The 25,941-nt window shown below is 66.7% G+C and carries 22 protein-coding genes; 13 read left to right on the top strand and 9 right to left on the bottom strand.

What is annotated here, in order from left to right:
* Positions 1-851, top strand: an 851-nt coding sequence (locus tag FAZ69_RS33510; RefSeq protein WP_369407771.1) for a glycoside hydrolase family 19 protein, incomplete at its 5' end; no start/stop codon positions are given.
* Positions 852-862: 11 nt separating this feature from the next.
* Positions 863-1,399, top strand: coding sequence for a hypothetical protein (locus FAZ69_RS32120; protein WP_136899370.1), 537 nt, complete (start codon positions 863-865; stop codon positions 1,397-1,399).
* 163 nt (positions 1,400-1,562) lie between these two features.
* Here the strand turns inward: FAZ69_RS32120 and FAZ69_RS32125 are convergent, their stop codons facing one another.
* From FAZ69_RS32125 to FAZ69_RS32150, 6 genes are all read right to left on the bottom strand, one after another.
* Positions 1,563-1,826: a hypothetical protein gene (locus tag FAZ69_RS32125; RefSeq protein WP_240702554.1), complete on the bottom strand. Its 264-nt coding sequence runs from the start codon at positions 1,824-1,826 to the stop codon at positions 1,563-1,565.
* 28 nt (positions 1,827-1,854) lie between these two features.
* Positions 1,855-2,307 carry a hypothetical protein gene (locus FAZ69_RS32130; protein ID WP_136899372.1) on the bottom strand — a complete coding sequence of 151 codons (453 nt, stop codon included), beginning with the start codon at positions 2,305-2,307 and terminating at the stop codon, positions 1,855-1,857.
* A gap of 57 nt (positions 2,308-2,364) precedes the next feature.
* Positions 2,365-3,147: a COG4705 family protein gene (locus tag FAZ69_RS32135; RefSeq protein WP_136899374.1), complete on the bottom strand. Its 783-nt coding sequence runs from the start codon at positions 3,145-3,147 to the stop codon at positions 2,365-2,367.
* 102 nt (positions 3,148-3,249) lie between these two features.
* A complete protein-coding gene (locus tag FAZ69_RS32140) occupies positions 3,250-3,588 on the bottom strand; it encodes a hypothetical protein (RefSeq protein ID WP_136899376.1) in 339 nt (112 codons plus the stop codon).
* A gap of 14 nt (positions 3,589-3,602) precedes the next feature.
* Entirely contained in the window at positions 3,603-4,376 is a 774-nt protein-coding gene (locus FAZ69_RS32145; RefSeq protein WP_136899378.1) for a DUF6566 family protein, read from the bottom strand.
* A gap of 748 nt (positions 4,377-5,124) precedes the next feature.
* The gene (locus FAZ69_RS32150) at positions 5,125-6,231 is read right to left on the bottom strand and encodes a LacI family DNA-binding transcriptional regulator (RefSeq protein WP_240702555.1); all 1,107 of its coding nucleotides are present in this window, start codon (positions 6,229-6,231) and stop codon (positions 5,125-5,127) included.
* Between the two features lie 396 nt (positions 6,232-6,627).
* On the opposite strand from FAZ69_RS32150, the gene FAZ69_RS32155 reads away from it, so the two are divergent.
* Genes FAZ69_RS32155 through FAZ69_RS34285 form a run of 3 tightly spaced genes read left to right on the top strand, consistent with a single transcriptional unit; the run spans position 6,628 to position 9,123 of the window.
* Positions 6,628-7,950, top strand: coding sequence for an MFS transporter (locus FAZ69_RS32155; RefSeq protein WP_136899380.1), 1,323 nt, complete (start codon positions 6,628-6,630; stop codon positions 7,948-7,950).
* A 46-nt stretch (positions 7,951-7,996) separates the two neighbouring features.
* Positions 7,997-8,992, top strand: a complete 996-nt coding sequence (locus FAZ69_RS32160) for a dihydrodipicolinate synthase family protein (protein WP_136899382.1) — start codon at positions 7,997-7,999, stop codon at positions 8,990-8,992.
* On the top strand, positions 8,992-9,123 hold the full coding sequence (locus FAZ69_RS34285; protein WP_255451597.1) for a hypothetical protein: 132 nt from the start codon (positions 8,992-8,994) through the stop codon (positions 9,121-9,123). Before FAZ69_RS32160 ends, FAZ69_RS34285 begins: the two co-directional genes overlap by 1 nt.
* Before the next feature lie 56 nt (positions 9,124-9,179).
* On the opposite strand, the gene FAZ69_RS32165 is transcribed toward FAZ69_RS34285, so the two are convergent.
* The gene (locus tag FAZ69_RS32165; RefSeq protein ID WP_240702556.1) at positions 9,180-10,988 is read right to left on the bottom strand and encodes a sensor histidine kinase; all 1,809 of its coding nucleotides are present in this window, start codon (positions 10,986-10,988) and stop codon (positions 9,180-9,182) included.
* Positions 10,988-12,097 (bottom strand): ABC transporter substrate-binding protein, encoded by a 1,110-nt coding sequence (locus tag FAZ69_RS32170; protein ID WP_136899384.1) that lies wholly within the window; start codon positions 12,095-12,097, stop codon positions 10,988-10,990. The genes FAZ69_RS32165 and FAZ69_RS32170 overlap by 1 nt, the downstream gene beginning before the upstream one ends.
* A gap of 438 nt (positions 12,098-12,535) precedes the next feature.
* Here FAZ69_RS32170 and FAZ69_RS32175 point away from each other — a divergent pair, with 438 nt between their 5' ends.
* Entirely contained in the window at positions 12,536-13,957 is a 1,422-nt protein-coding gene (locus FAZ69_RS32175) for a DNA-binding protein (protein WP_136899386.1), read from the top strand.
* A gap of 79 nt (positions 13,958-14,036) precedes the next feature.
* Here the strand turns inward: FAZ69_RS32175 and FAZ69_RS32180 are convergent, their stop codons facing one another.
* Complete coding sequence (locus tag FAZ69_RS32180) at positions 14,037-14,810, bottom strand: YkgJ family cysteine cluster protein (RefSeq protein ID WP_136899388.1); 774 nt, start codon at positions 14,808-14,810, stop codon at positions 14,037-14,039.
* Between the two features lie 275 nt (positions 14,811-15,085).
* Between FAZ69_RS32180 and FAZ69_RS32185 the strand changes: the two genes are divergently transcribed.
* From FAZ69_RS32185 to FAZ69_RS32215, 7 genes are all read left to right on the top strand, one after another.
* On the top strand, positions 15,086-15,517 hold the full coding sequence (locus FAZ69_RS32185) for a hypothetical protein (protein ID WP_136899390.1): 432 nt from the start codon (positions 15,086-15,088) through the stop codon (positions 15,515-15,517).
* Between the two features lie 210 nt (positions 15,518-15,727).
* Entirely contained in the window at positions 15,728-18,067 is a 2,340-nt protein-coding gene (bcsA, locus tag FAZ69_RS32190) for a UDP-forming cellulose synthase catalytic subunit (RefSeq protein WP_136899392.1), read from the top strand.
* A 4-nt stretch (positions 18,068-18,071) separates the two neighbouring features.
* Positions 18,072-20,375, top strand: a complete 2,304-nt coding sequence (locus FAZ69_RS32195; RefSeq protein ID WP_136899394.1) for a cellulose biosynthesis cyclic di-GMP-binding regulatory protein BcsB — start codon at positions 18,072-18,074, stop codon at positions 20,373-20,375.
* A complete protein-coding gene (locus FAZ69_RS32200; RefSeq protein ID WP_136899396.1) occupies positions 20,356-23,010 on the top strand; it encodes a cellulose synthase subunit BcsC-related outer membrane protein in 2,655 nt (884 codons plus the stop codon). The genes FAZ69_RS32195 and FAZ69_RS32200 overlap by 20 nt, the downstream gene beginning before the upstream one ends.
* Before the next feature lie 132 nt (positions 23,011-23,142).
* Positions 23,143-23,880, top strand: coding sequence for a FadR/GntR family transcriptional regulator (locus tag FAZ69_RS32205; RefSeq protein WP_136899398.1), 738 nt, complete (start codon positions 23,143-23,145; stop codon positions 23,878-23,880).
* 328 nt (positions 23,881-24,208) lie between these two features.
* Positions 24,209-24,994: a 2-dehydro-3-deoxyglucarate aldolase gene (gene garL, locus FAZ69_RS32210; protein ID WP_136899400.1), complete on the top strand. Its 786-nt coding sequence runs from the start codon at positions 24,209-24,211 to the stop codon at positions 24,992-24,994.
* Between the two features lie 46 nt (positions 24,995-25,040).
* The gene (locus FAZ69_RS32215; protein ID WP_136899402.1) at positions 25,041-25,934 is read left to right on the top strand and encodes a 2-hydroxy-3-oxopropionate reductase; all 894 of its coding nucleotides are present in this window, start codon (positions 25,041-25,043) and stop codon (positions 25,932-25,934) included.
* Positions 25,935-25,941 lie beyond the last annotated feature (7 nt).

Raw genomic sequence — 25,941 nt, forward strand, 5'->3', positions numbered from 1 at the left:
TGCGGCGCGTGGCGAAGGAGCCGTATCACGATGCGGAGATCGAGCGGGTCAAGAAGCTGGTGTGGTGGGATGAGGTGCGCAACGCGGTGAAGGGGGAGTTTCCGGCGAGTCCGGATGTGTTTCATATTCACCCCGTCGCGATGGTGGGGAATTTTCCACGAGTAACCGGAAAAATAACCGTTGAAATGTTGCGGCTGATTTTTGATCTGGCATCGACTGATCAATTGCAAACCATTGCTGACGAGCTGAATCCGCGCCTTGCTGACTACAAACTTGATTCGAAACTTCGCGTCACCCATTTTTTCGCCCAAATTCGACAAGAAGCAGGTCGTCACCTTAATACCTCGGAAAATTTAAACTACCGGTCGGACATTCTGACGCAGAAATTCTCCTATTTCTCCACCCATCCCCACGAAGCAGATCTGTATGGCCGAACAGTGTTGCACTCCGCGCAACCCGAGGCAATTGCTAACCGAGCCTATGCAAATAGGATCGGCAATGGATCTGTTGAAAGCGGTGATGGCTGGAAATATAGGGGTAGAGGATTAAAACAGCTTACGGGAAAATCTAATTATTCTAGATTTCAGAGCTTTTACCCCACCTTATGGTCGAATGGCGATGTAAATTTCCTAGGGAATCCAGATTTGGTTTCAGAAATGATCTACGCCGTTCGATCTTCAATTTATTTCTGGATCTCTCACCAACTTCCAGCAATCGCTGACGAAGGGGCTACCAATGCAGCGGTGGATAAAATTACAGCTGTTATTAATTTTCACACGGATAGCTATGGCGCCAGGAGAGATAACTTCCACTCGATCTGGAACTCTGGAATTTTTGACAAATTAAATTAACGACAACCCACATGAAACTCAACCTATTTCGCAAGTCGATTCTGCTGATTTGCAGCTTGACTTTAGTTTTCACTTGTGAAGTTTGCTGGGCAGCAACAAAGAGCGTAACCATTTCGTTCCTGGGAGAGCAAGTTTCAGTCAACCTTGAACCAAGGCAATCCCAAGATGGCGAGGGGGTGGAGCTGTACCTGACAAATACGCCGGAAAATCAGAAAATCTACGTCGACTTTTACGAACCCGAAGGCGGTGCAACTCCGGAAATAAAGAGCATATTCGTCAGCGGCAAGAATCCGAAGAAGCTATTCGTGATTGTAGCGTGGAATGGCGATGATTCGGCCATTGGTACCGGAGGCAGCATCTATGAAGTATCTGCTTATGATGAATTGATTGAGCGAAGTGAAACACAAATTCGACTACATCAGGATACGACACTAACCAAGCGATTCGGCGTCGGCTTCGACGGTGTTCGAGAAGGTAAGCGCTTGAGATACAAGTATAAAACAGCGTCATCTGTAAGACATCAGCTTATTGAGTGGGGATACCGGTAGGTTATAACGGCTAACATACCCATAAATTTCGGATCAGGATATAGCACAATTGGCAGATATTGATTTCGAGGCCCATGACAGCAATCCGAACCCGCATGGGCAGTCTTAAGAGGTTCGAGCGGTTCGAAAGAGCTGTTCACTCCCCCGCGCTTCGCGTGACCGATCAACGAGTGACAAGCAAAGCCGCCTCGTCAACCCCCTCGTGTTTGCCCCGCACGCGATAAATCCAAATGCTCGCCACGAGCGTCACCATTTCCGTCGCCGCAGCCGTCATCCGGATGCCGCGCTCGCCGAGCCACAGCGTCAACAGCCACAGCAGGCCGAGCAGCAGCACCCAGCTGCGCAGCAACGCGACGATCATCGACGCAAGCGGCGCTTCGATCGCGGTCAGATAGCCGCTGATGCTCAGGTTGAGCGGGGCGGGCACGAAGGCGAGCGCGCACCAAGGCAGCGCCTCAGGCCTTGCCTTGCAGCGTATCGAAGGTTTTCATCAGCGCCGTCATGGCCGCTTTGCAATCGGTCTGCGTGGGCGCATCGGCACGCAAGGCGGCCAACGCACGGTCGATGGCTTTGTCGAGCACGTGCCAGTCATCGGCCGCGCGCGGCTTCAGGCCCGCTTCGGCCGAATCCCATGCGACTTCGAGATCCTTGATGCGCGTCTTCGCCGCGGGCAGGTCGCCCTTGTCCACGGTGGCGGCGACGTCGGCAGCGATGTTGCGGAACGGAGTCAGGTCGCCGAGCTTGGAGGCCGCTTTGGCCGGTTGCGCCGTGGCGGCGGGAGCCGAGGCCACAGGTGCCGCATTGGCCGCCGCTGAATCGGCAGGCTTGGAGCAGCCAGCGGCCAAAGCGAGGAGCAAGGCTGCGGAAACGGCAGCGGCAGGGCGAGTGAGCGAGTGAAGATAACGCATGATTTTTCCTTTCTTGGTGTGTATCGGGCAAATGAAGCAAAGTGGGTGAGCCAAGGCTCAATTGACAGTGCCGCTCGTTCTGCGCATGCCGGAATCGAGCTGCGCAACGGCCACGAGCATGACGATCACGGTCAGGAACAGGGCGCTGGTCCACATGGCTCCCATGCCGAGACCGCCATAGGTCTTGGCCTGCGTGAGCAGATCGCCGAGCGCGGCGCCGAAGGGGCGGGTCAGGATGTAGGCGATCCAGAACGTCAGCACGGCGTTGCCGCCCATGCGCCAGATCGCCCAAACGAGGCCGATCGATGCGCCGAACGCGACGGCGCCCCAGGTGAAGCCGAGCCCCAGCGCTTCGGTCGCCAGATCGCCGGCAGCGGTGCCGAGCGCGAACGTGCAGAGGATGGCGGCCCAATAGAACAGCTCGCGGCTGCGCGTCGTGATGTCGTGGATGGACAGCGTGCGTTCGACGCGATGCCAGACCATGAAGATGACGGCGAGCGCGGCGGCGAACACCGGCGTGCTGACGTACAGGCTGACGCCGAGGCCATCGGTCAGGAGATCCGTGATCTGCGTGCCGACGACGCTCACCAGCACCACCGTGAGCCAGTAGATCCACGGCGTATGGCGCCGGGTGCGCAATTGCGCGAACAAGGCGGCGGCGAGCAGCGCACCCATGATTGCGCGGGTCGCGCCTTGGCCCCAGCCCGCATTGACCGCCAGGAAGTCCGCACCCGTTTCGCCCACCGTGGTGGACATGATCTTGATGATCCAGAACGCGAGCGTGACTTCGGGGACTTTGTTGAGCCACCGGGCGGACCCGGCGGCAGGCAATGTGTTCAAGGCGCCTCTCCAAGTGAGCGCAGGAATTTGCGCAAGGGAGAGGCTACGCAGGCAGACTTAGCTCGTGCTGAGCTTGCCGGCGGGTTTTATCGAATCGGCGAATCAGTATTCGCGGCGCACCGTCATGCAGAGGGCCGCGCGCTCGCGCATTTCGTTTTCGTAGTTGGAGAGCACTTCGGTGAGACGCCGGCCGATGTCGCGCGCTTGCGCGACTTGTGGCGACTGCGCGGCGCGCAAGAGGAAACGATGTTCGCGCGCATGCTCGTCGAAACGCATCCGCAACTGGCCGCTCTCGACCATCTGGTCCAGCAGGCGCCGCACCTCCTTGCTGCTCACGCCCAACGACTGCGCGATGAAGCCGGCGCGGTAATCGCGATCCGGGCGCATCGCCGCCAGAATGCCTTCGGCCGAAAACTCGGTGAAAGTCCGTGTACGTGACATGCGATCTTCCTCGTTCAACGCACCCCGAGCCGGGCTTCTTCTTCGAAGCGGCTCGGCGTGCTCTTGCCGCTATCGTCCTCGATCCATTGCTGCGCCCACTCGAGCGCGTATTGCTGCGCGGCCGCGAGGTCCGTGAACGGCTGGCCGATGAGGCCCGAGCGCGCCACCCGCTTGCCGTGCTTCATGATTTCCGCCCAGGCGCGATACATCCTTCCGCCGATCAAGTCGGCCGCGGTGTAGATCACGTAGCCGCGCTCGTCCGTCACGCTCGTGCCGTGGGAGGCGAGGCCCATCCACAGCGGCCCCGATGCGTGCTCGGTACGCCGGGGCGCCGCCGTATGCCGTTGGGGCGCTCCCGTATGCGAGGCCGGCGCGGGCGATGGCGCGCGCCATGAATCGGGGTTGCTCCAGAACACTTGCGGCGCCGCGGCAAGCCGGACGCTGTCCGGGCCGGCGGGGTCGCGCGCGGCGACTGGCGCAGCCCGGCCCGACTGGCTGATGCGCTTGGGAAACTTGCGTCCTGCATGGGTGAGCAGCTTGATCGCTTGGTCGAGCGAACCGCTTGCGCGCCACTCCTCGTAGCGGCCGCGGCAGGTCGGAATCGAGGGCGAGCCTTGCGGCAGGCGCGTCCAGGGCCTGCCCGTCGCGATGACCCACAGCACGGCGTTGGCGACCTCGCGCGGCTCAGCGCGCGGCCTGCCGCGCTGGCTGAGCCGCACGGGCAGGGTGTCGGAGAAAAGCGGAGCCACCATCGCCCATTCCTCGTCGGTCAGAGTTTCGAATTCCATGCGCCTTCCTACAAGGCACAGGACGAACTGTGCCGTCGAAACCCCGAGTTCATCGAATCTTGATTTATCGTCGCACGTCGGTCATTTACCGACGGATCCATCGTAGGCGCACGATTTACCTGTCGCACTCGGGAAGCGCCGAACGTGTGATCGGCGTGACCTGATTCGAGCGTCGGAAAATCCTTAGGGCGTGCAGAGGACTCGAAAAAAGCGGCCCGGTATCGCGGGAGACCGGGCCTCAACGCTAGAGATTTTGATGCAAAAACAGACTGCGTCACTGCACTTGCTTACTACACTTGCCTACTGCTGCCACCACTACCCCCCCTGCTCACTGCGCCTGCTGCCTACCTTCGAGAAAACCGCACGACGCGAGGCTGCCTGGTGCGGATGGCGCGATGCGTTGCGCCATGAACGTCACGATACCGCTCATGGGGCACGGACAATTGGGCAAAGAGAGGCAGGATTGCCGCCAACTTCAGCAATTGGCGCGCCTGGGCGAAGGCCGCTGCGCGAAGTTTCGCGAAGCCGCCGCTGACGAAATTTTCAGGAAATCCCGACAGGCTCCGGACTAGGATCGGGCTCGCCTCTCGACGTACACTCGTGCCGTGTACAGGCGATAAGCGGGTGCGCTCCAACGGACGGAAGCATGAGTGGCTTCCGGCTCGCGCTCCATCGTCACGTCCTCTCAATCTCTGGTGCCCTGGAAGCCAGAGTGCTTAACGCGTCGTGCTTGCATGACGCGTTTTTTTTAGGCTTTGCCATGGCGGACGGGAGAAGGCGCACGCGCGGCCGATTCTCGCAACGTCAGCGCCGCCTTCACTTCATGACCCGTCATGCCGCGCTCCGCGCCGCCGCTGCCGTTCAGCGTGTCGACGAGGCGCTGCGCGGCGAGCCGGCCGATCAGCTCCGTATCGACGCGCATCGTCGTGAGGGCGGGCCGGATTTCCTTCGCAAACGCGATGTCGTCGAAGCCTGTGACCGAAAGCTGGCGCGGCACGTCGATGCCGAGCGCGTGCGCTTCGAGGAGCACGCCGATTGCCAGCAGGTCGTTGCCGCAGACGATGGCCGTCGGCCGCGCGGACGATTGCTGCCAGATCGAGCGCAGGCTCTCGCGGCCGAACGCAATCGAGGGAGCGCCTTCGCGCACGTTGTCCGGGCGCACGGCGAGGCCATGCCGCTCGAGCGCCTGCCGGATGCCGAGCAAGCGCGCCTGCACGCGGTCGTTATCGCTGGCAGGCGGCATCACGACGCCGAAGTTGCAATGGCCGAGCTCGACCAGATGGCTGGTGAGATCGAAGAACGCTTTGCGGTTGTCGAAACCAACGCACGGATGCGGGCTGTCGGGCCGGTAGGCATACGTCACGACGTAGGGCACGCGATATTGCCGCAGCGCATCGAACAGCTCCGGGCGATGCGCTTCCCCAACGATGGCGATCGCCTCGACGCCGCGCGTGAGCATCGCGCGGACCTGCGCGAGCGCCTGCTCGGGGTCGTAGTTCGAGACGCCGAGAAAGAGCGTGATGCCTGCTTCGGCGAATACGGTCTGCAGGCCCGCGACCTGCGAGGCGAACACCTGGTCGTCGAGTGTCGGGATGACCGCGCCGGCGATATGGGTGCGCTTCGAAGCGAGCGCGCGGCCCGCCGCGTTCGGAATCCAGTTCAGCTCGCGCGCGGCCTGGCGCACGCGCTCCTGGACTTCGGCGGACACTTTCTCCGGCTCGTTGTAGACGCGCGAAACGGTCGCCGTGGACACGCCGGCGCGCTTCGCGACATCGCCGAGCACGGCGCGGCCCGTGGCGCGGCGCGCACGGGCTGAGAGCGGCATCGAAGGAGAGGGGGGCGGGGAACGGCTCATCGGTGCGTCGGGTCTCGAGTGCCAACGGATCGTTGGTTGCGGTCAGTGAAAGGCGCTGTTGTTGTAAGCGCGCGACATCGCGAGCGCGCCGCCGCCATCTTACAGGCGATGCAGACGAAGCGCGCCGCAGCGTCGGCGCGGGCCGCCGGCGGGTTTTCCGGACCTCGGGATCCGGCCATCGTTTACCCCGAATCATGCCGGACCGGCTTGCGCAGAGATTGCGATCTCGTGAAAATGTAAGCGCTTTCATTTTAGCGCGACACAAGGGCGCGTGGGGCGCGTGCGGGATGCCCGTGAAAGGCGTGCTAAAAGACGACATGTGAAAGGGCCAGTTAACGAATTTGGCTCGGTCGCCCGCTTTTATGTAAGCGCTAACAAATACGGAGACAAACGAGCATGAGCGAAATCCGCAAGCAAACGGTCCCGCGCCGCATCCGCCGCGGCCAGACCGTCGCGATGGCGCTGTTGATGGTGAGCGGCATCGTCAACTATCTCGACCGCGGCACGCTTGCCGTCGCCAATCCCGCGATACGCGAGAGCCTGGGGCTCTCGCTCGGGCAAATGGGCCTCTTGCTATCGGCCTTTTCGTGGAGCTACGCGCTGTGCCAACTGCCGATCGGCGGCCTCGTCGACCGCATCGGGCCGCGCCGCCTGTTGGGCGCGGGCCTGATCGTATGGTCGCTCGCGCAGGTCGCGGGCGGTCTCGTCGGCACGTTCGGCGCGTTCATCGTCGCGCGCATCGTGCTCGGCATCGGCGAAGCGCCGCAGTTTCCGTCCGCGGCGCGCGTCGTCACCAACTGGTTCCCGCTGCGCGAGCGCGGCACCCCGACCGGCATCTTCAACTCGGCCTCGCCGCTCGGCACGGCGCTCGCGCCGCTGTGCCTGTCGGTGCTCATCGCCTCGTTCAACTGGCGCTGGGCGTTCATCTCGACCGGCGCGCTCGGTCTCGCCGTCGCGTTCGTCTGGCTGATGCTGTATCGCGATCCGCACAATCTCGAGTTGACCGGCGAGGAACGCCGCTATCTGCAAGGCGACGGTGAAGACGTTGTCGCCGTCAAACGCAAGCTGACCTTCGCCGAGTGGCGCGCGCTGTTCTCGCATGGCACGACCTGGGGGATGCTGATCGGCTTCTTCGGCTCCGTCTACCTCAACTGGGTCTACCTGACCTGGCTGCCGGGCTACCTGACCATGGAGCGGCACATGAGCCTCGTGCGCACGGGCTTCGCCGCTTCGGTGCCGTTCTTGTGCGGGTTCGGCGGCGCGCTCGCCGCCGGCTGGCTCTCGGACCTCATGACCAAGGACAGCCGCAATGCCGTCGCGAGCCGGCGCAACGCAGTCGTGCTGGCGATGCTCGGCATGGTCGCGTTCACGATTCCGGCCGCGCTCGTGGAAAGCAACGTGATCGCGCTCGCCTGCATCTCGGTGGTGATCTTCCTCGCGAACGCGGCGTCCGCGTGCTCATGGGCGCTCGCCACGGCCGCGGCGCCGGCCGACCGCGTCGCCTCGCTCGGCGCGATCCAGAACTTCGGCGGCTTCCTGGGCGGCGCGCTGGCGCCGATCCTGACGGGCTTCATCGCGCAGCGGGCGGCGTCGTTCGTGCCGGCGCTCCTGACGGCGGCGGGGCTTGCATTTGTCGGCGCGATGGCCTACCTGCTGCTCGTGCGCAAGCCGATTCCCGAACAAGACGCGGCCCAGGCCAGCGACGCCTTGCCTGCCTGAGACCGCGCTCATCGTCACTAGAGAGATGCATTGAGAAGGAGAACACATGACTGACCTACCGAACTCCGGCGCCGTGATCGAAGGCATCGTCCCGGTGATGCTCACGCCGTTCGACGAGGCGGGCGCGATCGACTACGCCGGCCTCGAGCGCCTGATCGAGTGGTATCTGGCGCACGGCTCGGACGCGCTCTTCGCCGTCGCGCAATCGAGCGAGATGCAGTTCCTGAGCCTCGCGGAGCGCCGCGCGCTGGCGCGCTTCGTCGTCGAGCGGGTGGCGGGGCGCGTGCCGGTGGTCGCGTCCGGCCACATCAGCGCCGACCCCGACGCGCAAGCCGAAGAGCTCAACGCCGCCGCCGAATCGGGCGCGCAGGGCGTCGTGCTCGTCACCAACCGGCTCGACCCCGAGCGCAAGGGCACCGAAGCCTTCCTCGCGAACCTGAAGCGTTTGCTCGCACGCCTGCCGGCGGACCTGCCGCTCGGCCTCTACGAATGCCCCGCGCCATACCGGCGCCTGTTGAGCGACGACGAACTGAAGGCCTGCATCGACACGGGCCGCTTCGTGATGCTGAAGGACGTGAGTTGCGACCTGCCGACCGTGAAGCGGCGCGTGAAGCTGGCCGAAGGCTCGCCGCTGAAGATCCTCAACGCCAACGCGGCGATTGCCTGGGACGCGATGAAAGCCGGCTCGGCCGGCTTCAACGGCGTGTTCACGAACTTTCACCCCGATCTCTACCAGTGGCTGCGCACGGAGAGCGCGACGGATCCGGCGCTTGCCGAGGAGCTGTCGACGTTCCTCGTGGTGGCCGCGGTGTCCGAAGCGCTCGGCTATCCGGCGCTCGCCAAGATTTACCACCAGCGGATCGGCACGTTCGCGTCGACCCGCTGCCGCGCGATCGATTACGACGTGCGCGAGCGCTTCTGGGCGCTCGACGCCGTGCTCGACAGGATCGTCGCGGGAACCGAGCACTTCCGCGCCCGCATTGCGGCGCGGCGGGCAGCTTCAGCCGCGGCTCGACCTGGAGCGCCGCGGCGCAATACCTGATGGGGCCGTTCGGCATCGCGGCGGGCTTCATGCGCATCAACAACGCGACGGAAGGCGACGGCAACAACAGCACGCCGTCGTCGGGGCGCTCGCAGTTCGCGGCCGGCGCGGGCATCATCCACAAGTTCTAAGCGGAGCTCCGGCGCGCGCTTCACTGGCGCGCCGGTTTATCCCGCGAATCCCGCGATCAGCCAGGCAGCACCGGCTGGCCGTTGCGGATCAGCACGCGAATCACGGAGCCGGCGTTCTTGCGGCTCTCGATCTGCAGCTCGGCGTCCGCCATGCGGGCGCGCTCGGTCATCCCGAGCAGTCCATACGAGTATCCCTGGCGCGCCGCACCGACGTCGAAGCCGCGTCCGTCGTCGCTGACGATGAGCTCGAGGTCCGTCTCGAGGTTGTTCAGCGTGACGTCCACGCGCGATGCGCCCGCATGGCGCGCGACGTTCGTCAGCGCTTCCTGCGCGATCCGGAAAATCGCCGTGGCGCGCGTTTCCGACAGTAAAGGCTCCGCTCCGCGCATCTCGAAGCGGCATGCGATCGGGCTGTGGCGGCCGAAGTCTTCGGCGAGCCATTCGAGCGCGGAGGCGAGGCCGTAGTTGAGCGCCGCGGGCCGCAGGTGGCTCGCGACGTTGCGCACGATCTGAATGGTTCGATCGACCAGCTCGCCGATCTGGTCGGCCTTGGGCCTTCCGGGCGTCCCGGGCGGCAGCGTCAGCTTCAGGAGCGACACGTCCATCTTCACGGCGGTCAGCAGCTGGCCGAGCTCGTCGTGAATCGCCATCGCGATGTGCTTTCTTTCCTCTTCGCGCACCGCCTCCAGGTGCGCCGTCAACTCGCGCAACTGCTCGCGCGAAGCGAGCAGGTCGCGCTCGGTGCGCTTGCGTTCGGACACTTCCTGCTCGAGCTGGTCGCGATGGCTGCGCAGGCTCTCGACGGCCTCCTTGCGCGCGGTGACATCGGTGAGCAGGCCCTCCATGCGCTGCGCCCGGAAGCCTTCGCGCAGCGCGCCGCGGGCGTTCAGCTGCACCCAGATCGGCGTGCCGTCGAGCCGCTGCAATTGCAGTTCGAGCGCGGCGATCACGCCTTCTTGATCGAGTGTGGCGAACAGGTGCGCGGCCTGCTTCGCTGAAAACGCGGGGCGCGGGATCCCGTCGAGCAGGTCCGCAAAGCTCGCATAGCCGAGCAGCTTCGCCATCGCGGGGTTCGCTTCATCGATGCGTCCGTCGCGATCGACGATGAAGATCCCTTCGGGCGAGTTCTCGACGATGCCGCGGTATTTTCTTTCGCTCTCGCGCAGCGATTCGGTGGATTCGCGCAGCCGTTGCGCCATGGCGTTGACGCGCATGGCGAGCCGGCCGAGCTCGTCGCCCGATTCGACCGGGCAGCGCGCGTCGAGGTCGCCGCCGGCGATCCGGTCGACCATCTCCTCGAGACGCGCGATCGGCCTGCGTACGATATGCCGCACCAGGAAGAAGGTCGCGCCGTACAGGGCCACGAGCGCCAGCGCCATCGTCCCGAGCACCGCCTGGCGCACGCTGGCGATGTCCCGCATGGCGACGGCCCGGGTCAGCACGATGCGGACCTCGCCGATCTTTTCGCGCGGCGCGGCGCCGGGCGGGTCGTATTCGATCGGCCGCACGCGCACGACATTGTCCTGGTCCGCCGCGTCGACGCGCTTCCTGATGTTCGACACGACGCCATAGTTGGCCGCCGTCACCGTGAACTCCACGACTTCGGGGTTCGGCGCGAGCGCGGCGAGCTGGTTGTCGATCGCGCCGCGATCGACGTTCCAGAGCGGCTGCGCGAGCGAGCGGCTGTAGAGCTCGGCGATGCGCGTCGCGCGCTCCTCCAGCACGGCGTAGCGCCGCGCGCGCTCGCGGTCCATCAGCTGGTACGCGGAACTGCCGGCGACCAGCGTGATCAGCACGATGAGCGACAGCATCAGCTTGGTATGCAGGCCCGGCGGCCAGAGCATGGGCTGGAAGGGCAGGCGCATCAGGACACCTTTGTGCGTGTGTTCAGCAGGCGCTGGAGATCGAAATCGTAACGCCCGGCCCGGGTGTGCCGGACGCGGGAGTATTGGGCGAAGTCCAGCATCGCGTCGCGCTTGAAAACGATTTCGTCGAAGCGCTCGGCGTTGCCGCGATGGATCACCTTCAGGAAGTCGAGCTTCTGGCGCGCGCCGCCGGCCGCGGCGAAATCGTTGCCCTGGTGATAGTCGTGGAGCAGCACCATCGCGAACGCGCCGATGAAGTAGTCGCCCGCGACCATCGCCGACAGATCGCCGCCGATCACGTCCCGCACCGCCTCCGGCAGCGCGCCCAGGCCGCCGACGAGGACCGGCGCGCGACGCTCCTTGACCGCCTGGAGCGCGCCGAGCGTCATCGCGTCGTTGGCGGCCCAGAGGATGTTCGCTTCGGGATAGCGCGCGAGCAGCACGCTCGCCTTCTCGTAGGCGTCTGCGTGGCTCCAGTCGCTGTTGACGAGCTGGAAGGTCCGGCCCTGCCCGGAGCCGGACAGCCACGCCTCGACGCCCGCAGCCCGCTCGTTCGACACCGGCGTGACCGGGTCGCCGGTGATGCCGAGCACGCGCGCGGGAGTCGGGCCGTGGGTGGCGCACAGGTATTGCATCAGGCGGCAGGCGCCGCGGCCGGCGTCGGCGGTCAGGGTGCCGATCCAGTTCGCGATCCGTTCGCGCTCGTTGCCGATCTGACCGCGCTGCTCGATCGTCAGGTCGTTGTGCATCACCAGCACGCGCGCGGGCGACTTGGCGAGGCTCGTCAGCATCTGCGCCGCCGTCATCTTCTCGTTGACGATCACCACGTAGTCGGGCGGATCGCCGCGCTGCGCCACCTGCTCGGCCTGGCGCAGCATCAGCAGATGGTCGCGCTCGGCGTACAGCACTTCGAGCTGCATGCCGAACGAGCGGGCCGCCGTCAGCATGAATTTCGACACCAGCTGCCATTGCTGTCCGGTGCCGCGCTCGACCGCCTCGCCCGGGTTCAGGAACACGACGCGGGGCGGCCGCTCAGCGGCGGCCACGGGCCGCACGACGGCCGACAGCACGGTCAGCGCGCCGGACAGCAGGGCGTCTCTGCGTTTCATCGTTGGGCTGGAGACGGCGGCGGCAGCCTGAAGCCGGATCGCACCTCGGACGCAGAGGTCCAGGCGGCGATGTCATCGGCGGTGAAATCCATGGAGCCTCGTGAAAAGGAGCGGGACAGGCGCAAGGTCCGTGAAAGCAACGCGCGGGCGACGGGCGCTCCCGTTCGCGGCAGGATAGCGGCGAAGAAATTCCCTGACAACGGGCGTCGAGCGGCGGCTAGAGGGCATGGGAGGGGAGCGGTGGCCGAACGCATCGAGAGACGATGAACGAACTTTGCACGCGTCCCGCGCGAATCAAATTCGCGAATTACTACCGTTAAATCAGGTTTTTCCGACGTTTGACCATCCTTGAGGTGACCGACAATCTGTAGTTGCGCGACGTGGGTCGCCGCATCGAACGCGTATTCGCCAACACTCCCGCCTTGCCGAGGTAGACACATGTCAAGCAGCGTAACCATCACCGACGAAATGGTTGCCGAAATCGCCAACCGGATGGCCGAAGAGGGTCAGAAGGTTTCTCCAGTCGCGATCTGGTCCGAAGTGCACTCCGGTTCGGTCGTCGCCGTGGCCGCCGCCCTGCGCAAGTGGCGCGAAACCCGCGCCCTGCGCGCTCCGCAGGTCGCCGAGCGCGCGGCGCTGCCGGAAGTCGTGACCGACACGATGCGCGACGCGCTCGACCGCCTCTGGACCGCGGCGCAGGACGAGGCCGAACGCGGGGTCAATCGCCGTCTGCTCACGCTGAGCCAGCGCCTCGAGGACGCGAGCAACGAGCGCGACGATGCGCTCGCGGAGCTGCAGAGCACGGTCGAGGAGCTCGAGACGGGGCGCCGGCAGCTGTTCGAGATGACGGAGGCCAGCCGCGCGAAAGCCGATGGGGCGGAGCGTCTGGCGGAAGAGATCACGCAGGCGATGGCGCACGCTGACGCGGCCGAACTGCGCGCGCAGGAGCTCGAGCAGCGCGTCGCGGCGCTCGAGGCCGAGCTGGAGCGCCTGGGCGCGGAGCTGGCCGACGAGCGCGAGGCGCGCACGCGTCTGGCCGCCGAGCTCGAGGCGGCGCTTGCCGCGGCGAGCGAGGCTGCCGCGGCAGCCGCCGCCGCGGCTGAAGCCGAGCCGGCGCCGTCGGCCAACGAGCTGGCGCAAGCGGAAGCGGTGGGCCGCCTCGAAAGCGAGCTGGCCGCGATTCGCGCGGTGCTGGAGAGCGAGCAGCAGGCGCACGCGGCCCGCACGGAAGAGGCGGCCGGCGCGCGCGCCGGCCTGGACGCGGCCCAGCGCGAACTGCAAGAAGCGCAGACGCAGCTCGCGAGCCTCGCCGAGGCGCACAGCGCCGGTGCGTCGGAAATCGAGCGGCTGTCGACGGATTTGTCGGCGGCACAGGAGCGTGCCGATGTCGCGGAGCTGCGCGCCGCCGAGCTCGCGCAAGCGCAGACGGCCGTGGCAGGCGAAAGCGCCGACGCCGCCGACGCCGCCCCGCCCGCAGCCGCCGACGCGCAGGAGCTCGAGGCCTTGAAGCTCCAGATCGCGCGCGATGCTGAAGCGCATGCGGCGGCGCTCGCCGAAGCCCGCACGAACATGAAGAAGTGGTCCGAGTACGCGAACGGCCTCAAGCAGCAACTGACGCAGGTCACCGAAAAGATGATCGTGATGAACGCGCGCGCCACCGGCGAAGCGTCGCTTGCCCGCCGGCTGGCCTCGGAGCTGAGCCAGCTGCAGCCGGAGCACGAGCTGCTGCGCCGCGAAGCCCAGCAGCAGCTGATCACCGACTCGATCAGCACCCAGCTCGAGCAGCAAGGCTACCGCTACAACGCGCAGACCGGCGCGGTGTCGAAGGCGGGTGCGGAGGGGCAGAGTCAGGCGGCTTGATCGGCGCCTCGCCCCGGCGCATCCGCGGCTACGCCCCGGCATGGCGCCGGGGCGCTCGCTCGGGTGCTGCGGACGGCCTCTACTCGGATGCCTCGAAAAACCCCAGGTATTCGAAGCCCGCGGTACCGGTCGCAGGAGCGAGAGACCCGAGCGCTCCAACCGACATCAACGTATCGACCGTCTTCCGGCGGTTGGATACGAAGCCCCATGCCGGAGGCTGCGCGGGCGCGGCAGGTTCGCTGCCGGCTTGACGCAGCGCTGCAAGCAGCCCGGCCCGATCCGGCGAATAGGCAGCAAAGCCCTCATTCCACACGGCGGCGCGATCGATCCCCAGCAGCGCACACACCCGCTGCTTGACGGGAACCTCCCTTGCATCGGTATCGCGCGACTGCTGGATCAGTGACAGCATGCCCGCGTCGGCCAGCTTGCCGCCGCGCCGCAGCGGCGGCAATCCAGGCGTCCACGCTTCAGGCGGACAGGCCTTGTGCGCGGGCGTCAGCTCGATGAACGGATTGATTTCCGCCGGATAGATCCGGCACACCAGCGGCCGTTGCTCATAGATGCCGCAGCGCATGTCGGGCTGCAGGTTCGGGCATGGGCCCGCAAACGCACCCGCCAGAATGACCACGACCCGCGCGGGCAGCGACCCGCTCAGCGCGGCAAAGGAGCGGCGGCGCCGATGCGCGGCCTGGATGTTGTCGGCGGGCGGCTCCTCGAGCCACGGCGCGGCGTCGCAGAGAATCTGCACGTCGTTGCCGCGCTCGAGCCAGACAACCGCCTCCGTCACGGTCAACGGCAAACGCAGATCGTGGCAGCACTTGCCGCACATCGTGCACGCGAAATCGAGATCCATCCTTAGTAGCCCCTTGTTCAAGTAACCAGCGGGGCTTAGTCGTTTGGATGGCGCGGATATTACGGGCAAGCCGCCTTTTCTTTCCGATTCTTACCTGTTGCGCGCCAAGCCCGTGGCCACGAATCGCTGAATGGTCAAAAAAAGACAAATCATCAGAAAAAAGATCAAGTTGGCGAGCACCGTGCCGTTAATGCACTCGTTGCCTAGCGGCTCACTGTTATTCCCTCTTAATGTCAACGCACACCCTTAAGCGATCGCAGAAGCGCCGTCAGCCCGTGCAGCTCTTCGACGGCGCGAGCCGCTTGCGTCCGATACCCGCTCAGGAATCGCAGCGTCTTCTGATCGGCTACTACTGGCAGCTCGACGAGCTGAAAGCCGGCCGGGGCGACGCGGCGATGATGGGCGCGATGGCGGGCGTGGTCGTCGCCACGTGCCTCCTCGTGAACGCCGGGTGGGGCGCGGCGCAGCCCGACGGCATGGACGAAGTGCAGGCGCGCCTCGTCGAGTGCAACGTCTGTGCGGCGCGCACCGGCCGCTGGAGCATCGATTCAGAGACCTACGCGCTCCTCTGCGAAGTCCTCCAGCTGCACGGCGATCAGCTGGAGACCGCGCCGCTGCACGAGGTCATCAAGGTCAGCCGGCATCTCGAGCGCATGCGGACCAGCGCCGCGCCGGGATCGGGCCAGCGCATGCTCGCCGCCGCTTGAGCGCGCCGCCCCGCAAACGTTTCACCGCCTATCTTCTGTGATCTCACTGGCGTTCGTCGCGAACGCCGCGTGATCGGGCTCAATTTTTCCTTCACGCTGCCGTTAAACAACCGTTCATCTAGAAAAGGCAGCGGGCAGGGGCGCTTTACCGCCTCCGACCTTCCGCACCGCTTCCTCGTCCGCGATTCTTTTCGCGGCCCTGAGAGCACTATGGAAAAACTCATCCGATCGACCTTGGGGGCATCTGCGGCCTCGACCGCGGGCGGCGGCCGCGTGGGCGCCGAGGGCCTCGCGGCGCTTGGGCGGCGCTTCGAGCTGCCACCCTGGGCGGCGGTGCTCGCATGGCTCGCGACGCTCGCGGCCGTGGCGATAGTCGTGACCGTCAAGATCGACCTCGCCGCGCAGTTCTGCCTGTCGTTCTCGGTGGTGGGCGCGATGATCCTGCTGCGCCGCACCCGCAACTACGAGCTCGCGCGCCTCTTCTTCCTGCTGTGCTCGGGCTTTCTGACGTTCCGCTACCTGTACTGGCGGACCACCTCGACGCTCACCTACTACGGCGTCGCCGACTTCACGTTCTCGCTGCTGCTCTACGGCGCCGAGATCTACGGCATCGTGGTGGCGTCGATCGGCCTGTTCATCAACAGCCGGCCGCTGACCCGGCGCGTCGCGCCGCTCGTGACGAACGCGGGCCCGCTGCCGAGCGTCGACGTCTTCATCCCGACCTACAACGAATCGCCCGAGCTGCTGGAGACGACGCTGCGCGCCGCGCTCGACATCCGCTATCCGCGCGAGCGCCTGAACGTCTACCTGCTCGACGACGGCGGCACCGCGCAGAAGCTCGCACAAGCCGACGCGACGAAAGCGGCCGAGGCCCGGGCGCGCGCCGAGGCGCTGCGCGAGATGACGGCGCGCCACGGCGGCATCTACCTGACGCGCGAGCGGAACGAGCACGCGAAGGCGGGCAACATCAATGCCGGGCTCGCGCTGACGAGCGGCGATCTGATCGTGATCTTCGACGCTGACCACGTGCCGACCGCCGACTTCCTCGAAAAGACCGTGGGCTTCTTCCAGCGCGACGAGCAGTTGTGCCTCGTGCAGACGCCGCACTTCTTCATCAATCCCGACCCGCTCGAAAAGAACCTGGGCATGTTCGGCAAGATGCCGCCCGAGAGCGAGATGTTCTACTCGGTGATCCAGCCGGGGCTCGACTTCTGGAATGCGTCGTTCTTCTGCGGCTCGGCTGCCGTGCTCAGGCGCCGCTGCGTGATGGAGATCGGCGGCATCACGGGCCAGTCGATCACCGAGGACGCGGAGACGGCGCTCACGCTGCATTCGCGCGGCTATCGCAGCCTCTATCTCAACGAGCCGCTGATCTCGGGGCTGCAGCCCGAGACCTTCGCGAGCTTCGTCGTGCAGCGCGTGCGCTGGGCGCAGGGGATGATCCAGCTGTTGCTGCTGCGCAATCCGTTGCGCATGAAGGGGCTCACGCTGCCGCAGCGCATCTGCTACTTCTCCAACGCGTTCTTCTGGTTCTTCTGCTATGCGCGCGTGGTGTTCCTGATCGCGCCGGCGATGTACCTGCTGTTCGGCCTGCAGTTCTATCACGCGACGATTCCGCAGTTCTTCGCCTACGGCCTGCCGCAGATGCTCGGGGCGATCCTCACCACCGACTACCTGTTCGGCCGCCACCGCTGGACGCTGATCTCGGAGATCTACGAGCTCTTGATCTCGATGTTTTCGCTGCGCGGCGTGCTCTCGGTGCTCATCAAGCCGCGCGCGCCCACCTTCAAGGTGACGCCCAAGGGCGAGCAGCTCGACGCGGATGCAATCTCGGAGCTCGCCGGCCCGTTCTACGTGGTGTATCTCTGCGTGCTCGTTTCGGCGGTCACCGGCGTCTGGAAGCTGCTGCACGACTTTCCGCACAAGGACGTGATCGCCGCCTCGCTCGGCTGGAGCATGCTGAACCTGATCCTGCTCAACGCGTGCATCGGCGTGCTCTACGAGCGCAAGCAGCGCCGCGCGGCGCCGCGCATTCCGGCGGACCTGCCCGCGACGCTGCATATCGACGGCCGCGCGAGCGGCACGAACGGCACGCTCGCGGGGCGCATCGTCGACATGTCGGCCGGCGGCGTGAAGCTGATGATTCCGGGCGGCGCGCCTTCGAGTCCGCTCGCCCATACCAGCGCGATTCTCGAAGTCTTCAACCCGTCGCTCGGACGCACGAGCCGCATCGCGATCGCGATCCGCGCGTCGTTCCGCGTGCAGAGCGGCGCGCTTGCGGTCGGTGCGCAATTCGCCGATCGCAGCGTCGCGGGCCTCTCGGAGCAGGTCGCGCTCGTGTACGGCGACAGCGCCCGCTGGCGCGAATTCCGCGCGAGCCGCAACCAGCGCATCGGCATCCTGCGCAGCCTCGCGCTCGTGGTGCGCCTCGGCACCGTGCATGCGCTCCATCACCACCTCGCCTTCTTCGCCGGCATGCGCGAGTGCGCGCTGGGGCGGCTCGCCGCGGTCAAGCGCGCTTTCCAATCGTGGTTCCTATCGCGTTCGTAACCTCATGACTTTTCCGATCTCTCTGCGTGTCTTCGTCTGCGTCTGGTTCGCGCTTGCCGCCGGCAGCGCATCGGCCGCATATGCGAGCGATGCAGGCACGGCGAAAGCACCCGCCGGCGCGACGCCGCCGGCGGCGCTCGCCGATGCGCCCAACGCGCCGGTGCCGCTCGCGACCCTCGGCAATCTCCCGGGACCGATGCGGCTTTCCGGCGAAGCGGGCTCGGGCGCGCTCTCCGTGCCGGTGTCGGCGCGCGAGCAGGTGCGCTCGGCGACGCTGCACCTCGTCGCGACCAATTCGGTCGCGCTCCTCAACGCGCGCTCGGCGCTCGCGGTGCGCGTGAACGACCGCACGATCGCGCAGATGCAGCTGTCGCCGCGCCAGCCCGAGCTCACGGCCGACATCCGCATTCCCGCGGATTTGCTGCGCGCCGGCTACAACACGCTGGCGTTTTCCGTCGCGCAGCATTCGACGGAGAACTGCGAAGACCCCGACTCGCCCGAGCTGTGGACCGAGATCGATACGAGCGCCTCGACGCTGCAGGTGCAAACGGAGCTCAAGCCGCTCGCGCCGATGCTTTCGGATCTCGACGGCCTGATCGACCCGAAGGAAGCGCATGCGGGCTCGATCGCGATCGTCGCCGCTGCGCATCCGAAGAGCGACCTGCAGCTCGAGAGCGGCGCGCTGCTCGCCGAAGGCGTGGCGCTGCGGCTGCGCTATCTCGTGGCGCATCCGAAGGTGCAGGACGCGCACCAGGGCGCGGGCGGCGGCGTGCTGCCGGGCATGGCGCTCGGCTCGCTCGCCGGCGCCGATGTGCTGCTGTTCGGCACACGCGATGCGCTGCGTCCCTATCTGGATCCGCGCGTCGCCGCGCATATCGGCGGCGCGTTTCTCGGCATCTATCCGAAGCCCGACGATCCGCGCCATTTCGTGCTCGTCGTGAGCGGGGCCGATGACGCGCAGGTGGCGCTGGCGGCGCGCGCGTTCGCCCACGCGGAGCTGCCGCAGCCGAGGCGCAACGAAATGACGGTGAACGCGTTCGACGAAGCGCGCATCGGGCGCTACGCGGCGCACGGCGTGGTCTCGGGGACGCAGCCGCATTCGTTCAAGGAGCTCGGCTTCACCTCGCGCACGCTGGGGGCCGCGGACCGCATCGAGCTCGGCGTGACGCTGCCCGCCGACATCTACGCGCCCGAAGACGCGCAGGTGATGCTCGATTTGAACTTCACCGAAGGCGCCAAGATGCGCCAGGACTCGGTGCTGGGCATCTACCTGAACAACCGCTTCGAGCAGGTGATCGCGCTCGACCAGCAGCAGGGCGCGGTGCTGCGCCATTACCGCGTGAGCATCCCGCTGCGCAGCTTCCGGCCCGGCGCCAACGTGTTGTCGCTGCGGCCGATCCTGGTGCCGCTCGTCTCCGATCACTGCATGCTGCGCGAAACGCGCAATCTCCAGCTCACGGTGTTCGACGATTCGTCGCTGAAGCTGCCGCCGGCCTCGCATTTCACGACCTTGCCCGACCTCCAGCGCTTCGCGCAAAGCGTGTTTCCGTACGCGGTGAAGCCGGACGGCGCGGATCTGGCGCTGCAAGTGGCCGCGCGCGACAACGATACGCTCGCGGCCGCCTGGACGCTGATGGGCAAGCTCGCGCAAAAGCAGGGCTGGCCGTTGACCGCGGCTCAGGTGACCGCGGGCGGCGTCGAGCCTGGGCGGCAGGAGATCCTGGTCGGCGGCGCGGGCGGCCTCTCGCATGCGGCGTGGAGCGGCGCGCCCTGGGAGCCGGGGCGCGTGATGACGGTCGCCTACGATCCGGGCGCGCAGGCAGCGGCGGCCGGCGGACGCGACGACGCGGGCCTCTGGCAGTCCTTGCGGACGCGCTTCGGCGGTTCGGAGCGCGATGGGGCGCCGCCGTCGGAATCGATGCTGAGCGCCGATACGACGCTCTCTCGCCAGTTGCTGGTGATGCAATACCGGGGCAGCGCGGGTAACACGGTCACGCTGTTCACTGCCGCGAACCCGGCCGAGCTGGCCGAGGGCGTCGGCCGGATGGTCGAGCCGAACGACTGGGACAACCTCGGCGGCGACGTGAGCCTGGTGAGCTTCGACCGCCCCGACGTCTGGACCGGCCGCAGCGGCGCGAGCTATGACTTCGGCGGCCTGTCGGCCTACGACCGGCTGGGCTACGAGCTGTCGAGCCATCCGTGGTGGGGCTACGCGGCGCTCGTCGGCTTGCTCGCGCTGCTGGCCGCGCTGACGGCCGTGCTGCTGCGCCGCCGCTACCGGAAGCATCATGCCGGCTCGCAGGACTGAGCGCCGCCGGCGGCTTGCGCTCGGCGGATGGCGATGGGGCGTGGTGTGGCTGTCGATTGCGCTGCCCGGGCTGGCGCTTGCCGCGCAGGACAACGTCTTGAGCATCGGGCGAAGCGCCTCGCCTGTCGAGGCGGCGTCGCGGGCTGTGACCCAGGGGGCGGCGAGCGCGGGACAGCGGGCGCTGACGAGCGAGCGCGTGCAAGCTGGCGGCGTGCGCGTGAGGCAGGACGAGCAGCAGGGGTTCGTCGTGCCGTCTCTGGCATCGAGTCCGGCGACGGGCGGCGGCGCGAAGGCCGCTGCGGCTGGTGTTGTCGCGCCGCCCGCGGCGCCCGACGAGCGCCCGCTATGGAATCTCCTGAAGGCCAGCCAGCTCGCCGCCTACGATGCCGAGGTGACGCGTCTCACCGGTCAATTCGCATTGTGGAAGCCTGGCGCGGCGCTGGCCGCCGAGCGCGAGCGCCGGCAGCGCGAGCAGGACGTCGCCGCCGCGCTCAAGGGCGGGCCTGACGCGCTGCGCTCGATGATCGCGCGTGCGCCCGGGGAATTTGGTTGCGCGCACATCGATCGCGCATGGAAGGCCGCCGACGTGTTCGCGCACGCGGGCGATCGCGACGCGGTCGTCTCGCTCTATCGGACGATCGTTCCGTCGTGCCAGCCGGCAGGCAATCGCATCGCGACGCTTTATCTGGCGGAGCGCCAGGTGTCGGCTGCGCAGGTTGACGACTTGATCCGGGTCGAAGCCGAGGAGGGCAAGCGCGGGCCCGAAGCCGACGCCGCCTTCGCGCGGCTGCGCTATCAGCGCGCGCTGAGCGCGCTCGGGGCGCTGCCGCCGGGCGATCCGGCCGCGGCAATGCAACTGGCTGCGCTGGCTGCCGGCATTCGCGCCTATCGCGACGCGCCGGCGGCGACGCAAGCCGGCTGGATCGAGTTCGCGCAGCATCGGCTCGACGCCGCTGCCGGCTGGTTCGAGACGGCGCTGACGTTCGAGCCGCAGAGCGTGGACGGGGCGATCGGCCTCGCGCAGATTCGTGTGGGGCAGCGCGATTGGGACGCGGCTCAGGCGCTTCTGTCGCGAGAGCAGGTCGCGGCGGACCCGCGCGCGAAAGACCTGCTTGGGCAGATCGCCCTGGCGCGGGCCGACGAGGCTTACCGCGCGCGCCGCTATGCCGAAAGCCTTGGCGATCTGGGTCTCGCCGCGTCGCTCGGCGTGCCCGAGGCGAACACGGGTGCGCTGCGCGGCTGGAACCTCTATGCGCTGCACCGCTACGGCGAGGCGGAGCGGGCGTTCCGGGCGCGCTACGACGCGAGCCGCGACGACGATAGCGCGGAAGGCCTCGCGTTGAGCCTTGTTGCTGAAGGAAAGCCCGTGGCGCCGCACGACGGCGGTCCGCTCGGTGCTTATGGGCATGCGCTCGAAGCTCAGCGTCTCTACTACAGGAAGTCGTTCGTCGCGGCGCAAGCCGAACTGCGCGACGCGCAGCAAGGCCCGGCCGACGCCGCGCGCATCGCGCGCTACGTGCCCGCCGACCTTACGGGGATTGATGCTGCTTCGGTTTCCGCAGGGCTGACGTGGAGCGATCACGTCGGCTCAGCCGGACAAGGCCGCCTCAACGTCCTCGCCCCCGCTGTGCGCGCCGAATGGATCGACGGGACGCGGCAGTACGAATTGCGCTATCGGCAACTGTTCCTGAATGACGGCGTTACGTCGGCGCGTGCGGAAGAGCTGCAGACGATGATGGCGGACACGCTGAGGCTCGGCGGCGACCGCGCGCTCGACTGGCGCGCCTCGCTGGGCGCGGCGCAGGGGTCTCCTGTGGGCGCGACAGTCGACGGCCAGGCCCGCATCGGACAGCAAGCGGCGTGGGGCGCATGGTCTGTGTACGCGGGCGTGAACCCGGTGCGCGATTCGCTGCTGTCGTGGCGCGGCCAGATGTTGTCCGATGACGGCTACAAATGGGGCGCCGTCAGGCGCGCGGCCAGCGGCGCGCAGGCGCGCTGGCAAATCAGCCCGCGCTGGAGCATCGGCGCAGCGGCCGAGGCGCAATGGCTGACGGGCATGAACGTCGTCGGCAACGAGGGCGCCTCGGCGGACGTGTCGGCGGGCTATGCCTTCGACGTGCCCGGCTTCGACTACTTCAGCGCGGGGCCAGCGGTGCACGTGCTCGGCTATCGCCGCAACGAGAACTTCTACACGCCGGGCCAGGGCGGCTACTACAGTCCGCAGCGCTCGATCAGCGAGGGGCTGGCGCTGCAAATGCTGTCGAAGGAAGGCCGCACGTGGCAATGGCAGGGCAACTTCGAAGCAGGCTGGAACGACAGCCTGCAAGCAAACGAGCCTTGCCTGCCGCTCGGGCTGCCTCCCGGCGAAAGCGCGAGCCGCTTCCCCGAGACCTGCACCGGCGGCCACGACCACGGCCCCTACGCGCACGCGCAAGTATCGGCGACCGTAAAGCTTTCATCGCGCGTCCAAGCCGGCGCGCTCGCCGACGTCAACGTCACGCCGGGCCGCGACAAGCAGTTCGCCGCGCTCGCCTTCGTGCGTTTCTTCTTCGAGCCGCGCGCGGCGGTCTTCAGTCGCGACCTCGCGCGCAACACGCGGGACTTCTACCTGCAGCTCGACGACGATCACCCGTGATCGCGAGCGGGAGTCGTCGGATGTCCGCGCGCTGCCGCTCACAGCGGGCGCCTCTATGGTTGTCCGACAACGTATAATGAAACCCGGTCTCAACCAGTGCCACAGTGCCAATAGCCAGCCAAGGAGGGTCCGATGGCAGATTCGCTTGCCACGCCCATGCCCGCACGCAATCGCAACCTCGCCGAGCAAGTCGTCGCCTACCTCACCGATCAGATCGCTTCGCGCGCCCTGAAACCTGGCGACAAACTGCCGACGGAATCCAACCTGATGTCGCAACTGGGCGTGAGCCGCACCGTCGTGCGCGAGGCGATCTCGCGCCTGCAGGCGATGTCGGTGATCGAGACGCGCCACGGCATCGGCAGCTTCGTGCTCGAGCCGCGCCGCGAGCCGCTCGATCTCGACATGGTCCCCGCGAGCACCTTGAACGACCTGCTCTCGGTGCTGGAGCTGCGCATCAGCCTAGAGACGGAATGCGCGGGCCTTGCCGCCCAGCGCGCGTCGGAGCGCGATCTCGCGAACATCCGCAGCGCGCTCGACGCCATCGACGAAGCCACGCGCGCCGGCGGCGACAGCTCGGCCGCCGACCTGCAGTTCCATATTTCCGTCGCCCGCGCCACGGGCAACCGCTATTTCGTCGACATCCTCACGCAGATGGGCACGGCGCTGATTCCGCGCCATCGGATCGATTCGGCCGGCATCGCGCACAGCGACCCGAAGGCCTACGCGGAGCTCGTGAACCGCGAGCACGAGAGCATTCTCGACGCCATCGCGCGGCGTGATCCCGAAGGCGCGCGCGCCGCGATGCGCATTCATCTGTCGAGCAGCCGCGAGCGTCTGCGCCGCGCCGCGGCGGCGAGCGAGAATCGCTGACGGTGCGAAACTGAAAAGCAGCATTCCGAAACGAAAACAGCGGCCCTTCGCGGCCGCTGTTTTCGTTTACCGGCGTGCTGTGATTGCCTCAACCGCGCACCATCTTCCCATCCTTTCGATATGGGTCATCGTATAACGTAAGAGGTTGGCGAGACTATCCTGCAGATAGCGAGTTTCCGGCGGGAAATGCCGTTTGTATCTGTATCGGCATATTGCCTGACGCCCGTTTGTCGGGATAAGATCCGGCTAGTTGTACGATGACTAACGTGATTCGCTGGATAGCTCGATGCGGCAAGTCAGCGAGCCCAAGTGCGAAGGAGGAGGCGTCATGACAGTGTCAAGACCGTATCAACCGTTGCCCAACGCGTTCCGGGCGTCCGTCGTGAAGAGGGAGCGGCAGATCGGCTGCTGGGCGTCGCTCGCCAGCCCGATCACCACCGAATTGCTCGGCACGATCGGCTTCGATTGGCTCCTGCTCGACGCCGAGCACGCGCCGAACGACGAGCTCACGCTGATCCCGCAGCTGATGGCGCTCAAGGACAGCGTCACCGCGCCGATGGTCCGCCCGCCCTCGAACGACAGCGTCGTCATCAAGCGGCTGCTCGACGCCGGATTCTTCAACCTGCTGATTCCATTCGTCGACAGCGCCGCCGACGCGCGGCGCGCCGTCGCCGCGACACGCTATCCGCCGCAGGGGATGCGCGGCGTCTCGGTCGGACAGCGCGGCAATCGGTATGGCGCGGTCGCCGACTACCTCGAAGTCGCCAACGACAACATCTGCGTCGCCGTGCAGATCGAAAGCCGCGCGGCGGTCGAGGCGATCGACGAGATCGCGGCCGTCGACGGCGTCGACGCCGTGTTCATCGGCCCTTCCGATCTCGCCGCGTCCTACGGCCATCTCGGCAATGCGAGCCATCCGGATGTGCAGCAGGCCATCGCGCACGTATTCGAGCGCGCGAAGGCTGCGGCCAAGGCGAGCGGCATTCTCGCGCCCGTGCGGGAGGACGCCGAGCGCTATCTGGCGATGGGCGGCACGCTGGTCGCCGTATGTGCGGACATGGGGCTGCTCAGGGGAGCCGCGCAGGCCGTCAAGAACCACTTCATCAAGGGCTAGGCGAGCGCCGGTCACTTCTTTCTCTACCTGGAATCTGGAGCGAAACATGCAAAAAGCCGGTTTCATCGGACTCGGCATCATGGGCAATCCCATGGCGGCCAATCTTCTCAAGGGCGGCGTCGAACTCTATGCGTTCAGCCGCCGCGGCGTGCCCGGCGAGCTCACGAGCGCGGGCGCCGTCGCTTGCGCCAGCGCGGCTGAAGTCGCCGCCAAGGCCGACGTCGTGTTCGTCATGGTGCCCGACACGCCGGACGTCGAGCGCGTGCTGTTCGGCGAGAACGGCGTCGCCGCAAGCCTGCGGGCGGGGCAGGCGGTCGTCGACCTGAGCTCCATCTCGCCGATCGCCACGCGCGAGTTCGCCGCGCGCGTGCGCGAGCGCGGCGCCGACTATCTCGACGCGCCCGTCTCGGGCGGCGAGGTCGGCGCGAAGGCGGGGATGCTCTCGATCATGGTCGGCGGCGCGCAAGCGACCTTCGATGCGGTCAAGCCGCTCTTCGACATGATGGGCAAGAACGTCTCGCTGATCGGCGAGGTCGGGGCGGGGCAGGTCTGCAAGGTCGCCAATCAGGTGATCGTCGCGGCGACGATCGAGGCGGTGGGCGAGGCGCTCGTGCTGGCGTCGAAGGCCGGCGTCGATGCCGAGCGGGTGCGCCGTGCGCTGATGGGCGGTTTTGCGTCGTCGCGGATTCTCGAGGTGCATGGCGAGCGGATGACGAAGCGCACGTTCAATCCCGGCTTCCGGATCGAGCTGCATCAGAAGGATTTGAATCTGGCGCTGTCGACCGCGCAGGCGCTGGGGGTGTCGTTGCCCAATACCGCGACGTGCCAGGCGCTTTTCAACGCGTGCGTGGCGCATGGCGGCAAGGCCTGGGATCACTCGGGCATGGTGCGCGCGCTCGAGGGGATGGCCAATCACGAGATCGGGCAGGCCGTGGAGTAAGGCGCTG

The sequence above is a fragment of the Trinickia terrae genome (assembly GCF_005144415.1).
GTDB classification, from domain to species: domain Bacteria; phylum Pseudomonadota; class Gammaproteobacteria; order Burkholderiales; family Burkholderiaceae; genus Trinickia_A; species Trinickia_A terrae.